We start from the raw sequence: 12,432 nt of genomic DNA, 5'->3' as shown, positions 1-12,432 counted from the left end.
CCTTTTTTTAGACTTTATCATTAGGCGCAAACGCTAAAGGCTTGCACACAAGTTTATTTGAATTTTTATCAAATATTACTACTAAATTTCTATGTCTTGGAAAAGTCTCAACGCAACCACTATTGGCCCTAAAATATAGGTTGTAGTCATCCATATACTCGAATGTTAAATCAAGTTCACTGCTGTGACCCTCTGCTAACTTCACCCTATAGCTATTACCAGTCACCAATTCAGTGAAGTCTTTTAGCTGGGCATTTCTCTTCCGCCTCTCTGTTAAATCATCCTTGAGAATTCTACCCATATCATATTTTGATATGACCTTATTAGGCTTAGCTTGTGTATTTCTAGCCGGCCCAATTTCTTTTAAGTCTTTATCCACCTCGTCCTGCTCTTCTATAAGTTTTAGTCTTTTCAACTTTACTGCATTAAATGACCTTATGCTGCCAAATTTCTCAACGTATTTCTTATATACGATTCTGGGTGGATGTTCAATATTAGCTGCTATGAGACTTATTTCATCATCCATCCAGGGATATTTATGTACTGACATCAACCCACCTACTTTCTTCTATACATCTCACCTATATCAATTTGCTGGTAAACATCTTTTGATACGCTATACCTAAGATAGTCTCCGTGATTATCTTCAACTACTATATAGTAAGATTCATCAAATCTCTCGCCGTTTTCTATCTTTTCTGGAACGTGTTCTTTTTCAACCACTTTGCCCACATATAGCCTGTCTTGTTCTTTCTGGATTGTCTTTCCTACACTAAATCCGGTTATAAATATCATCCATGCGACTATAATTAATATCACAATGCAATATATCTTCTTGGGCAACTTCCTGTAACCTAAATAACTCATTTTATTTACTCCTTAACTCCAAACCAGTATTTTTTAAGTCTATCTTCTCCAATTTTATCGATAACTTGCTGTGCGATTTCTTTTGTTTCAAAACAAGACACACCACAATTAAAAACTCCATAACTCTCGATATTGACCGACTCATTATAACGGTTATATACTAAGCAGTAATTATGTTTATTAAATTTAAAAGGCTTGCTATATTTTCTCATAATAGCCTCTATACTGCGTCTTTCTTTCATGAATTCTGCTTCCTCTTTAGTCAAGAACGCGTTGCCCAAATACCTGAATAATCTATCCATGCTACTGCTAAAAGCACATAGTACTATAGCTCCATTGTGATATAGACGGTAATATTCTTCTCCATCTTTTGTTTTTAAGTCCCATATCGTCTTAGGCTTCTGTTCTGCCTCTGTTTTTTGGGCTATCAGCTCTTTTATATCTTCCCAGTTGTCATCTATTAATTTTCTAATATCATTGTTCATTTTTATACCTCCTATTTTTCCTGACTATCAAGCCACTCTTTTAATTTCTTTAAATATTCACCATACAATCTTTTTGTTGCGATTAATTGTGCTTTATAATCATCAGTCGGTGAGATATCTATGTATTTGTCTATGCCGCATATTGCTTCTTCCAAATAATTACAGCGTAAGTCGCTGTAATTATTTGTAAATTATAATCTAGATCCATATCACTCACCAATGCTTTCTAAAGTATCTATAGCAAAGTCTAAGTTCTTCCTGGCCTTCTTTAAGTCTTCAAGTCCGTTTTTCTTTTCCCACCTAAAGATGTATTTCATAGCGTTACCACAAGCCCAATGAACATAACCTTTAGTGCCTAAGACTGATTTTAGAACATCCTTGGACTCTATGTCTAAGCCATCTAACTTATAATGTGCCGGACTGTTTATCATGTCAGGCATTTCACCCGCTATATATGGTGCCACCGCTTTATTCTTAATCTGTTCTTCTACTTCATTTCTTATCATGTTTAACCCCCTAATCCTTCATATAAAATTCTGACTCAAAGCCAGCGCCTTTTAACACTAACCCAGGTGCCCATCCTACCGGCTCTGCCATTATCTCGCATACTTCGTCAAGTGTAAGGTCTTGGCCGGCATCTAACACAACCTCATCATGAATGTGCATTACTACTGGGTGGTTTTTAAACCTACTATCTAATTTAATCAATAGGTCTGCCAAGCAGTCCCTGGCAATAGCCTGTACACAGTTTTCTGTTAGCTTACCCCCATAGGTGCTTTCAGGATACCACTTGGTGTTTTTCTGTGAGAAAAAGTGGATTGCTGGCTTGTCAAATTGATTATCCTTGATGTATGGTTTTGGATAAAATAGCTTTCGTCCACTAGGTAGCTGGATTGTTAAAAATGACTGGCCGTATATAGCTTCACACTCATACCTAATCCTAAGACCTCTTATCTCTTGGTCTTTTCCTGTCTGTAGGGCCTTTATACAAGCCCGATTTAGACCGTGCCATAGCTTAACTATGTTAGGGTTTGCCCCTCTCCACTTATCAACTATTTCAGTCATTTCATCTTCACTAAGGCCCATCTTATCGGCACCCATAGCAACTAGGGCACCTACGCCACCCTGATAACCCAGGGCAAGTGTTGCGACCTTGCCACGCTGCCTTAACTCATACTCTGGATTACCCTTTTTAATTAGTTCAAAAGGCACGCCAAACATTTGACTTGCTGTAGCTTCGTATATCTTTCCGTGGGTAGCAAATACCTTGTTGACCCACTCTTCACCAGCTAGCCAGGCTACCACTCTCGCCTCTATGGCTGAATAGTCAGCCACTACAAACTTATTACCTTCAGTTGGTATAAAAGCCGTCCTGATAAGCTGTGATAGGGTGTCAGAAGCGTTCCCACATACAAGCTGTAGTAAGTCAAGATTCTTAGTCTTAATAACATCTCTAATGGTCTCTAGGTTGTCTAAGTAGTTTCTAGGTAAGTTCTGTACCTGGACTAATCTTCCTGCCCATCTACCGGTCCTGTTGGCTCCATACACCTGTAGCAGTCCCCTTACCCTATCACCTCTGCCCTTGCATACATCCATGGCCTTATACTTGCTTATAGAGGCCTTGGCCAGTTCCTGTCTGATTTTCAAAAACTCCCTGACCTCACTAGATATATCATCTCTTGATAGAAGACTTGCTACTGTTTCCTTGTTGGTGTTTTCAACTCCGTCTACCCTTTCCTGTAGCCACTCAAGCACCTGCTTAGTTGAATTAGGATTATCTAGCCCAGTTGCTTCCTTGGCCCTTTTAATAAGCCTATCAGATGACTCATCATCAATGGCTAGTGCGCCATCTACCAGGTCTACATCCACCTTAACGCCTAAAGCATTCATTGAGTCTGATAACTCCCACAGCCTCTGTTCAATATCAGGTACTGGAAATATAGATAATCTCTTATATATCTCCATCTCTGCCACAACGTCCTGCTTACAGTAGTCCTTAAACATCTCCCACTTGTCTAGATCGTGGTGGGGTAGATTTCTAAGTCTACCACCGTTAACCTTAGTTGGCTTACAAGGCTTAGAGAAGTAATTAATAAGTGCCTTACCTGCTGAATCTTTCTTCTTATCCTGCGGTAGCCCTATAGCATTGCCTGTCTTGGCCAGTCCCCCCGGATAGCCTAGATACATAGCATGAAACATTGAACAACGCCAACCACACCTAGTACCTACATCATATCCGGCTGCCAAAAGTGCGTTATACTCAAACGAAGCATTATATGCATGTTTGATTACTTCATCATCTGCCATAGCCTTAATTATTTCATCAGGTAGGACCTCACCCTGTGCCAGGTCTATTATTTGAACTTCTCCAAAATCTATTGAGTAGGCAAACATAAGGACCTCAAATGCTGGGTCTTCTACATATTTATAAGCCCCGCTACTGGTGATATCTACATCTGAATAGGTTTCTATATCTATATTTAAGTGCTTCATAGCTAATCCCTCAAAACTCCATAGAAGTTATATGGTCCACTTTCAGTAAGGTCTAAGTCAGCCACGATAACCCCCTTTGATGAAAACTGAATACAGTTATAGTAGTTGTCTGCCAGGATATCAACTTCGTCTATTTCAACATCTCTTTCTTTAGCTTTATCAATTATTTCATTTAATGCGTTTATAAAAACTTCAAATTCCATATTTTTAACCCCCTACATCGGTAAAATAAAGAGGGGTAAAAACCCCTCTATTAAGTTCATGTATTATACTGGCTGTCCTGTAATAGGATCTACTGCCGGCATAGCTACTGCCGTAAATGCGTCCTGTGCATTAAAGCTAAATCCTAGTGCCTCACCATCTCTTGTCTTCTGAAGACCATTAAGGCCAAAACCTATCCCCTTTGACTGGTTGTCATAAACATATATGGATAAGGCTACGTGGCCATAACACCCGCTATATACTTGTGACCTATCCTGGATAGGCTGTACTCTCTGGTCTACCACTGAAGGCGGTCTATCCTCACTACAAGATGCAGTAAATACCCAGTGGCCTTTGCACTCGTCTCCGAATGGTGTACCATTTTGAGTAACCCCATCACCATCATGGATTGGGTGTTTTACGTGCTGAATTGATACGCCCTTTAACTTTCCATTAGCCTCTGCCTGTGCTTCTGCCTGGATAGCCTGCATTAACATGTTATATCCATTTACATCTGTCTTAGGTAACAGACAAGTTACCCCGTATTTTAATCTACCGCTTTGGTCCTCTCTTGCCACAAATACATTTACGTAGCTTAGTCTTACCTCTGTTGTTGTTATCTGCTGTGCCATAATTAATTCTCCTTTTCTTTATCTAAATTATTAAACATACTTTTAGCGTCATTTAAGACGTATTCTTTTCTTTTATCACTAGCCTTAACAAGTGTTGGCTTACCTGGTGGCTTTTCTATCACACCATCTAAGATACTCGCAAAGTCCTTTTTACCAACTAGCTTTTCTAAGTTAGTCATAGATAGTAACTTTCTTTCGTACAGTAGTGGCTCTTCATATCCCGCGGATACTAGCTTACTCACTGCCAAGGCTTCATCAGTAATCTTCCTATTACTCCTACCCTCTACTAGCTTATATCCTGTTACTGTATTACCTGCTAGGGCCTCTGCTAAGGCTTCTGCATCAAGCTTCTTTATCCAGTCGGCCACACCCTCTATCTTTGTTAGTAACTCTCCTATCTCCTCACTAGTTAGTAGATTACCTGGCTCACCATTCATAATAGGTAGTATGTGATCTTCTATAGGCTTAAACATTGCTTCTGCTCTAGTCCTACACTTTGACTTAGCCTTACAAAATCCACAGTGATCACCTACAGCCAGTTTGTCTGAGTCATTAAATGCCTCTAGGGCTATCGGCTTTATCCTTTCTCCAAAGGCCAGTAGTTCATCTATTCCAATTGTGTGGGTGTCAAAGTGACCTAACCTAGGCTGCACTATAGACAAGTGAATTGTCTTAATGCCATAAATTATTGAGAACATGTTGTATGCCCCCAAAGCGTATAACATCAGTTGTGAGTTATCCTTGGCATCCACTTTCACGCCGGTACCATACTTTAGGTCAATGATGGATAACTCTTCACCATGAAGCATAATGCAGTCGCAAGTTCCAAACCCCTCAGGTGCTATATTCGAATAGTCCACCCTAAGTTCTACGTCTACGAATGGCCTGTCTGGATAAGATAAGGCCTTTTCTTTTACGAATTCAAAATAGTCATCTGTATAATCATCCATTGATTTATTCCAGTATGGTGACTTCTTAAATTCGTCCATAGCACTTTTAAACTTCTTAGGGCCTATGCCTTTTTTAAAGTACTTAGTTAATTTCAACTCTGCCACTGAGTGGGCCAGTCTACCCTCTTCTGCGTATTCTGACTCTTTTTCTTCAAAACTTCTTTCAAGCACTATAGATCCAGGACAGTTTATCCATCTATTAGACCCACTAGCACTTAATTTTGCATGTTCTTCTGGCATTAGATCACCCCACCAAGTTCTTTTAGCTTAGCAGCAAAGTCGTTGTACTGCTCAGGCTTCAAATCACTCATCTGATTTACACCAAATCCATTAACTAACACTGGTGTTAAGTCTGTAGACTTAATCTTACCTGACTGTACTAGTCCTATAGCTGCCTTAGTCAACTGGTCAAACGTGTAAGCCACTTCACTAACTGGCGCAGTAACTGTCTGAGTAGGCTGTGCTGTTGGTTGTACTGGTTGTACTGGTTGTACTGGCTGTGCTGTTGGCTGTACTATTGGCTGTACTATTGGCTGTGCTGTTGGTTGAGGTATCTCCTCTTTTGGCACTTCATTAGTAGTCCATATAGGGCCATTATCCTCTGATATCCCAGGGCCCACACTAGCCCCGATAAAGCCTTTTAAAAAATCCAAACCTCTTACATTAACATCAATTTCAACTTTTATCATTGTATTACTCTCCTTTACTGTGTTATAATTAACATGATTAACTTAACTAATTTCTTTTAAAGCGATTGACTGATTTTATTAGTCGTCGCTTTCTTCGTATTGCCATCCAAGATAATCGTCTGACTTTAAGAAGTCTTGATAATCTTTCAACTCTTCATCTCTCAATTTAATCACCCCCTACTTATTCTTCGTACTCATAGACATTATAGTCTCCACGTAGGACTTTAAAGAAAATATTCCATAAATCTTTACCTGTAAAATCCTCATCTGAACAGTCTTCAACAAAAGCAAGTGCAGATGTCAACATGTCATTATCCACACATCCACCTAAACGACTGATATAATCTGACCCATCACGATATTTCTGACAAGCGATACTAATGCCCTCGCTATTTTTACAGATTCTATACATCGCCTGACTCATCTCCACCACCCCCTACATCTATCACTTTAGTATCAACTTCAATAGTTAGATTAACATAGTCACCGAATAGCTCATCTTCTAAAGTATTAATAAATATTTGACTAAACCCATCTGCAACTTCATCAAGTGTCAAATCTTCATCTTTTATCACCTGATTTAATTCCACTAAATCTTCTCCTTTAATAACGAACTTAATATTAGATTTCAATGTAACCTGTTTATGTGCTATGATTCCAACACCTCTCTCGATTCTCATTTTAACCCACCTCTCTCCTAAAACTTATATATTTTGCCACTTATACCAAGCCATCTTGGTATACTCAAGCCCTATCAAGGCTGCATACCAAATAGCACCTAGAAAATTGTCAATACCCCTCAAATTAATCACCTCAATTCTCTTCTAGTATTTTTACATTGAATGGATCTGTCACATCTTTTCCTACGCACCATTCCTTGAAATCTTCTAAGTCCTGTTCCCTACACTTCAACTTGCCAAGCTTCATAAACTTAAGAAGACCTGCCTTTTTATATCCATATACAGTATTTTTATTCACTTTTAAGTGCATGGCCACTTCTGCAACTGTTAGTAATTCTTTCAAATACAACACCTCACCTTTTAATTTAGTATGTTTGTGAAAACGTAAAGAGGTATTCCAGATCATACTTGGGGAAAAATGCTTTTTTAATCCTAAACGCTTCATCTACAGTAAATTTAGATTTTCCATTAATCTTATCGCTTATGGTTGCCCCCCTAACACCTAATAACTCAGATAATTGATTTTGAGTTATCTGGCTTGCTTTAAGTTCCTGTTTTAAGTTAAAATACATGAATATCACGCCCTTTCACACTTCTATATTTTTAACACGAATTTCCGTGTTGCGTCCTCACCATTAGTCTATACGAAATTTCGTACTATGTCAACATGGAATTTCGCATATTTTATTTTTTTAAGTAAAACCTATTGCATTTATACGGTTTTTCGTATACAATAAGGTAAAAAGGATGTGGTGTACATGAGTATTGAAGATTATTTGAAAGAATTAATAAAATTTCGTGAATTTACGGTAAAAAGTTTTTCCGAATATATTGGAATTCCCTATTCTACACTTAGGGATATACTTAGCAGAGACATAAGAAAAACAAGTATAGAAAACTATCTTAAGATTTGTAGTGGTCTCAATATTGACCCTGAGAAATTAATATCAGAATTTGATAAACCCTCATACTTAAACAATTATTTACTTAGCTTAGAATCTGATCTAGATTACAAAGGTTTACTAAATGCTGACTTGCAGGATAAGATGCAAAAAACAAAAAATATGATAGATTTTATAGAGTCAATGGGGTATTCTTTTCAACTTGGATTTAATGATTTATATAATGATGATATGGTAAGTTTGGTTAATGACCAAAACGAGGAAGTACTCTATGTATCACACGACATATTTATTGATGCCTGGGAATCCATGATGGAAAATATACACTCAGAAAATCGTAAAGTTGAGCAAAAACAGTTTAACAAATTAATCAACACACTATCCGATAACTTTAGTGATTCTACGAACCCTGAATACACCATATTTGAGTATACGGAAAAAGTTTCTGCTGGCAGCGGATATCTATATGGAGATAATGAGGTTTCTACATGCTACACAAACCGTACTTCTTTTAAGTCTTATGACTTTGCCACCAAAGTAAAAGGGGATAGCATGGAACCGGAATACCATGACGGTGACATAATCTTAGTAAAATCAGGGTATGATAACATAAATGGTAACATATACGTAGTTGACTATGCAGGGGAGAGCTACGTTAAGAAATTATACAATGATGGTGATAGATTTAGATTGGTGTCTGTTAATGATAGATACCCAGTAAAATATATACCAGTACCAGTTAGTGATGGTACGTATTTTAATATCGTGGGTAAGGTAGTAGATAGTTTTACACCAATCACTGAATAGCACAATTAGAGAGAGAGGGAGACCATGATGTATGACCAGAAAACTTTAAGGAATTTATTATCAAGCATGGGGGTTATCGCAACACCTTTCGGTGTATTAATGAACATCTTAGATGTGTTAGATAGTAACGAGATCATTGAGTTTGCACATAGGTGTAAGATTGATAAGAAAAAATGGCTGCTGGCGTGTACTGATAGAAGGGTGCTACTGCTAAATGAAAAACTATTTAATGCAAAAGTTAAATCTATTGAGTTTTCGAAAATATCATCTGTTGAAACAGAAGGACTTAGAAAAATCTTTAAAGGTGGTATTAAAATCCAATATTCTGGCGGGTCATTTGAGTGCGAGATGTCAGGAGTCTATGCAGCCAAAATGCGTGACTGTATTCTAGGACATCTTAGAACGAATGATTCTACAATTAATGTGGTTGTTGATACTACACAAAACACACAAAACACACAAATAGGAAATGACCCGTATGGGGAAATCAAGAAATTAAAAGAGTTGTTAGATTTAGGTCTTGTCACTATGGAAGAGTTTGATAGCAAGAAAAAACAATTGTTAGACCTTTAGTACAACAGATATAAAAAAGAAGTAGTCAGAATCTTGGCGGATCAACTACTTCTTACACACAAAAGCACACTATAGGTGTGTCCTTTTATAATACAATTATACACCAGGAAAGGAGAAATTACAATGGCAGAAGTAAATACTAGAAAGCGTGGCAGTAACTGGGAATATCGATTTGAAATAGCTTCAGTTGGTGGTAAAAGGAAACAAAAGTCTAAGGGCGGTTTTAGGACTAAGAAAGAAGCACTAGAAGCTGGCACTAAGGCCCTTAATGAATATAACAATACGGGGCTTACATTTACAGCATCAGATATGTCAATATCAGATTACATGGATCTATGGTTTGAAGAATACTGCAAGCTAAATTATAAGTATAACACTTTACTCAATTATAGAGGTCACATAGAACACCATATAAAGCCTGCATTAGGTGAGTATAAATTATCAGCACTAAAACCTACAGCCGTACAAATGTTTGTTAATAACTTTAAAATAAAGGGCTACTCAAAATCACATACCGTTGGGATATTTACGACACTATCCAGCGCTCTTGATTATGCAATAGAACCACTAAAACTGATTCAGTTTAACCCTGCGTCACCCGTTAAAATACCTCGATTTGAGCCAAGAGATTCTATAAGATACGTTATAAGCGTAAAAGACTTTAAAAGGATACTGGATAAATTTCCACCAGGTCATCCATTCTACATACCAACCATACTAGGATATATGGCGGGATTAAGGAAGTCAGAAGTCTATGGCATCTCATGGGACGATATCGATTTTAAAAATAAAACTTTACATATCAGTAAATCAGTGTATAAAAGGTATGCTGATATGACACGTCAAACAAAAGGCTTTGGGTGGTTTATAGGCACGCCCAAAACGTATAAATCTGACAGGATAGTAAAGCTTGATGATTGGACCATTAGTGAGCTTAAAAAGGAAAAAATAAGACAACAAGAAAATAGGTTATTTTATGGCAGGTATTACACAACCTTATATAAAAGAGTTGAAAAAGATGATGCTGGAAATGATATTTACAAGATAATTGAGTCTGTTATACCGCTGGATCTCCCCCCACTAAACCTTGTATGTGTTAGGGAAAATGGGGTGTATTGTGACTCAGATACAGAAAAATACTATTCTAAGGTCATTAGAAATAATCTGAAGATTAAATTCAACTTTCACAGTCTAAGACACACACACGCTACTATACTAATGGAAAATGGAGCCAACCCCGTTGATGTTGCAGAAAGATTAGGACACGCAAATATTGAACAGACCTTTGCCTACACGCATAATACACTTAAGATGCAAGCACAAAGTATAGACATATTAGCAGACGTGGTCAAATTATAAAAACTTGTCCACGGATAAAATAACCGTGGACAAATGGTGGACAAAGTGTATAAACTAAGCCCTTATAGTCATTGAAAATAGCTTTATCTCTTGGACAAAAGTGTCACACTTTCCACATGAACGCTGTGTGGAAATAAATCTACAGGTTGTACTTTCTCACACCTATAGCCCCTATCTTCCAAATACCTCAAGTCCCTAGCCAGTGTACTAGGATTACAGCTAACATAGACCACCCTATCAGGCTCCATATCGACTATAGTATCCAGCACCCTTTCATCGCATCCCTTCCTTGGTGGGTCCACTACGACCACATTGGCCCTCTTGCCTTCCTTGTAGATTTTAGGCACAACTTCCTCTGCCTTACCCACGAAAAATTCTAGGTTGTCCATTCCATTTAGGTCTGCATTGAGTCTGGCATCCTTGATTGCATCTTCTACAATCTCTACCCCGTATACAAATTCAGCCTTCTGAGCTAGGAAGAGTGATATCGTTCCAATTCCACAATAGATATCAAAGACCCTATCTCCTTCTTTTAGGTCGGCATATTCTAGAGCCTTGCTGTATAGTACCTCTGTCTGGATAGGATTTACCTGGAAAAACGACAGTGGAGATATTTCAAACTTTAAATCGCCTATATTATCAATGATTTTACCCCTACCGTATTTATTGATATTTTTCCTACCCAAGATTACATTGGTCTTGTCCTTATTTATATTAACAACCAAGCTAGTAAATCCTGCCACTTCTCTTTCCAGGACTTCTATCAGCCTATCTAAATTCTTGAACCTATCTTCTGTCGCTACCAAGACTACCATGACCTGACCACTTGTAAAGCCTACCTTGGTCACTATATGCCTTAGGATACCCTTATGAGTCTTTTCATCGTATATACTGATATTTTCTTCTTCAATATACCTTCTAATTATGTCTATTATCAGGTCATTTTTCTCATCCTGGATTACACACTTGTCCATATCTATAATATCGTGACTCTTCTTCCTATAGAAGCCTATCTTGACCCTGCCATCTTCCATCTGGACCGGAAATTGAGCCTTGTTCCTATACCTAAATGGCTGGTCCATTCCTATGGCATCAAAGACCTGCACATCATCTAGACCACCAATTCTCTTTAGGTCTGCCTTGACTATGTTTGTCTTGAGGTCTAACTGCTTCTCGTAGTCCAATTCCTGAATCTGACATCCTCCACAGTTTGAATACTTTGGATTACAGACCCTGTCAACCCTGTATGGAGACCTGACCTTTATCTTTGATACTACCCCTTCTGCATACTTTTTCTTTGATTTCTTTATTTTGACATCGACCACTTCACCTAGTAGGGCACCATCTACAAAGACTGTAAATCCCTCATGCTTGCCTATTCCTACACCTGTCTGGCCCATGTCCACTATTTTACACTCGTATTTTTTTCCCTTTTCTAACATCTTCCATCCTTCTATATATTTATTAGTAATATCTTGTATTTATCTCTTTTTCCTTGAATATGATTTTAGCCATACCCTATCAACAATTGCACACACTTATACACATAAAGGATAGGTCTTGGCTTATCATCCTTATCCTATTATATCACACAAGTTTACTTTAATTTATATTCATAAAAAGTTTTATATAGTCATATTTCACTTATCTTTGCAAAAAAAATAGTCATTAGAAATACACACAAAATATTAAAGGCTGCCGAAATTTTATTTTATCGACAGCCTTGTTTTTTAGATTTAATTGGTTGTATAATATTTAGCGTTGGTGAGAGAAAAAATTCTCTCCCAACGCTAA

Annotated in this window: 18 protein-coding genes; 3 read left to right on the top strand and 15 right to left on the bottom strand. The window is 37.7% G+C overall.

Going from position 1 to position 12,432, the window contains the following annotated elements:
* Nucleotides 1–7 precede the first annotated feature (7 nt).
* From HMPREF1639_RS06850 to HMPREF1639_RS06790, 14 genes are all read right to left on the bottom strand, one after another.
* Nucleotides 8–550 carry a hypothetical protein gene (locus HMPREF1639_RS06850; RefSeq protein ID WP_036764745.1) on the bottom strand — a complete coding sequence of 181 codons (543 nt, stop codon included), beginning with the start codon at nt 548–550 and terminating at the stop codon, nt 8–10.
* A gap of 8 nt (nt 551–558) precedes the next feature.
* A complete protein-coding gene (locus HMPREF1639_RS06845) occupies nt 559–867 on the bottom strand; it encodes a hypothetical protein (protein WP_036764743.1) in 309 nt (102 codons plus the stop codon).
* Nucleotides 868–872: 5 nt separating this feature from the next.
* Nucleotides 873–1,352 (bottom strand): hypothetical protein, encoded by a 480-nt coding sequence (locus HMPREF1639_RS08980; protein ID WP_052045451.1) that lies wholly within the window; start codon nt 1,350–1,352, stop codon nt 873–875.
* A gap of 11 nt (nt 1,353–1,363) precedes the next feature.
* The gene (locus HMPREF1639_RS09280) at nt 1,364–1,507 is read right to left on the bottom strand and encodes a hypothetical protein (protein ID WP_156955960.1); all 144 of its coding nucleotides are present in this window, start codon (nt 1,505–1,507) and stop codon (nt 1,364–1,366) included.
* Nucleotides 1,508–1,561: 54 nt separating this feature from the next.
* Complete coding sequence (locus HMPREF1639_RS06835) at nt 1,562–1,858, bottom strand: DUF3310 domain-containing protein (RefSeq protein ID WP_198021073.1); 297 nt, start codon at nt 1,856–1,858, stop codon at nt 1,562–1,564.
* Between the two features lie 10 nt (nt 1,859–1,868).
* Nucleotides 1,869–3,845, bottom strand: a complete 1,977-nt coding sequence (locus tag HMPREF1639_RS06830) for a DNA polymerase (protein ID WP_036764740.1) — start codon at nt 3,843–3,845, stop codon at nt 1,869–1,871.
* Between the two features lie 2 nt (nt 3,846–3,847).
* A complete protein-coding gene (locus HMPREF1639_RS06825) occupies nt 3,848–4,048 on the bottom strand; it encodes a hypothetical protein (protein ID WP_036764737.1) in 201 nt (66 codons plus the stop codon).
* A gap of 63 nt (nt 4,049–4,111) precedes the next feature.
* Entirely contained in the window at nt 4,112–4,678 is a 567-nt protein-coding gene (locus tag HMPREF1639_RS06820) for a DUF2815 family protein (protein ID WP_036764735.1), read from the bottom strand.
* A gap of 2 nt (nt 4,679–4,680) precedes the next feature.
* Nucleotides 4,681–5,868, bottom strand: coding sequence for a DUF2800 domain-containing protein (locus HMPREF1639_RS06815; protein ID WP_036764733.1), 1,188 nt, complete (start codon nt 5,866–5,868; stop codon nt 4,681–4,683).
* Nucleotides 5,868–6,281, bottom strand: a complete 414-nt coding sequence (locus HMPREF1639_RS08975) for a hypothetical protein (protein WP_156955959.1) — start codon at nt 6,279–6,281, stop codon at nt 5,868–5,870. Before HMPREF1639_RS08975 ends, HMPREF1639_RS06815 begins: the two co-directional genes overlap by 1 nt.
* 217 nt (nt 6,282–6,498) lie before the next feature.
* Complete coding sequence (locus HMPREF1639_RS06805; protein ID WP_036764731.1) at nt 6,499–6,741, bottom strand: hypothetical protein; 243 nt, start codon at nt 6,739–6,741, stop codon at nt 6,499–6,501.
* A complete protein-coding gene (locus HMPREF1639_RS06800; RefSeq protein WP_036764729.1) occupies nt 6,722–6,997 on the bottom strand; it encodes a hypothetical protein in 276 nt (91 codons plus the stop codon). The genes HMPREF1639_RS06805 and HMPREF1639_RS06800 overlap by 20 nt, the downstream gene beginning before the upstream one ends.
* 133 nt (nt 6,998–7,130) lie before the next feature.
* The gene (locus tag HMPREF1639_RS06795; RefSeq protein ID WP_036764728.1) at nt 7,131–7,340 is read right to left on the bottom strand and encodes a helix-turn-helix domain-containing protein; all 210 of its coding nucleotides are present in this window, start codon (nt 7,338–7,340) and stop codon (nt 7,131–7,133) included.
* Nucleotides 7,341–7,362: 22 nt separating this feature from the next.
* Nucleotides 7,363–7,569 (bottom strand): helix-turn-helix transcriptional regulator, encoded by a 207-nt coding sequence (locus tag HMPREF1639_RS06790; RefSeq protein WP_036764726.1) that lies wholly within the window; start codon nt 7,567–7,569, stop codon nt 7,363–7,365.
* 186 nt (nt 7,570–7,755) lie between these two features.
* On the opposite strand from HMPREF1639_RS06790, the gene HMPREF1639_RS08970 reads away from it, so the two are divergent.
* From HMPREF1639_RS08970 to HMPREF1639_RS06775, 3 genes are all read left to right on the top strand, one after another.
* Entirely contained in the window at nt 7,756–8,706 is a 951-nt protein-coding gene (locus HMPREF1639_RS08970; protein ID WP_052045449.1) for a helix-turn-helix domain-containing protein, read from the top strand.
* A 24-nt stretch (nt 8,707–8,730) separates the two neighbouring features.
* A complete protein-coding gene (locus tag HMPREF1639_RS06780) occupies nt 8,731–9,279 on the top strand; it encodes a PH domain-containing protein (protein ID WP_084572483.1) in 549 nt (182 codons plus the stop codon).
* Nucleotides 9,280–9,402: 123 nt separating this feature from the next.
* Nucleotides 9,403–10,638, top strand: a complete 1,236-nt coding sequence (locus HMPREF1639_RS06775; RefSeq protein WP_036764722.1) for a site-specific integrase — start codon at nt 9,403–9,405, stop codon at nt 10,636–10,638.
* A gap of 83 nt (nt 10,639–10,721) precedes the next feature.
* On the opposite strand, the gene rlmD is transcribed toward HMPREF1639_RS06775, so the two are convergent.
* Nucleotides 10,722–12,080 carry a 23S rRNA (uracil(1939)-C(5))-methyltransferase RlmD gene (rlmD, locus tag HMPREF1639_RS06770; RefSeq protein ID WP_036764721.1) on the bottom strand — a complete coding sequence of 453 codons (1,359 nt, stop codon included), beginning with the start codon at nt 12,078–12,080 and terminating at the stop codon, nt 10,722–10,724.
* Between the last annotated feature and the right edge of the window lie 352 nt (nt 12,081–12,432).

This window comes from Peptostreptococcus sp. MV1 (assembly GCF_000758885.1).
In the GTDB taxonomy this organism is placed as follows: Bacteria; Bacillota; Clostridia; order Peptostreptococcales; family Peptostreptococcaceae; genus Peptostreptococcus.
The sequence above is the reverse complement of the archived record's forward strand: the minus strand, read 5'-3'. Positions and strand labels throughout refer to the sequence as shown.

Coding starts and splice junctions, on each gene's coding strand:
- HMPREF1639_RS06800 (WP_036764729.1), bottom strand. CDS start 6,997: ATGAGAATCGAGAGAGGTGTTGGAATCATAGCACATAAACAGGTTACA.
- HMPREF1639_RS08970 (WP_052045449.1), top strand. CDS start 7,756: ATGAGTATTGAAGATTATTTGAAAGAATTAATAAAATTTCGTGAATTT.
- HMPREF1639_RS06790 (WP_036764726.1), bottom strand. CDS start 7,569: ATGTATTTTAACTTAAAACAGGAACTTAAAGCAAGCCAGATAACTCAA.
- HMPREF1639_RS06850 (WP_036764745.1), bottom strand. CDS start 550: ATGTCAGTACATAAATATCCCTGGATGGATGATGAAATAAGTCTCATA.
- HMPREF1639_RS06815 (WP_036764733.1), bottom strand. CDS start 5,868: ATGCCAGAAGAACATGCAAAATTAAGTGCTAGTGGGTCTAATAGATGG.
- HMPREF1639_RS06830 (WP_036764740.1), bottom strand. CDS start 3,845: ATGAAGCACTTAAATATAGATATAGAAACCTATTCAGATGTAGATATC.
- HMPREF1639_RS06780 (WP_084572483.1), top strand. CDS start 8,731: ATGATGTATGACCAGAAAACTTTAAGGAATTTATTATCAAGCATGGGG.
- HMPREF1639_RS06835 (WP_198021073.1), bottom strand. CDS start 1,858: ATGATAAGAAATGAAGTAGAAGAACAGATTAAGAATAAAGCGGTGGCA.
- HMPREF1639_RS06775 (WP_036764722.1), top strand. CDS start 9,403: ATGGCAGAAGTAAATACTAGAAAGCGTGGCAGTAACTGGGAATATCGA.
- HMPREF1639_RS06825 (WP_036764737.1), bottom strand. CDS start 4,048: ATGGAATTTGAAGTTTTTATAAACGCATTAAATGAAATAATTGATAAA.
- HMPREF1639_RS06805 (WP_036764731.1), bottom strand. CDS start 6,741: ATGAGTCAGGCGATGTATAGAATCTGTAAAAATAGCGAGGGCATTAGT.
- HMPREF1639_RS06820 (WP_036764735.1), bottom strand. CDS start 4,678: ATGGCACAGCAGATAACAACAACAGAGGTAAGACTAAGCTACGTAAAT.
- HMPREF1639_RS08980 (WP_052045451.1), bottom strand. CDS start 1,352: ATGAACAATGATATTAGAAAATTAATAGATGACAACTGGGAAGATATA.
- rlmD (WP_036764721.1), bottom strand. CDS start 12,080: ATGTTAGAAAAGGGAAAAAAATACGAGTGTAAAATAGTGGACATGGGC.
- HMPREF1639_RS06845 (WP_036764743.1), bottom strand. CDS start 867: ATGAGTTATTTAGGTTACAGGAAGTTGCCCAAGAAGATATATTGCATT.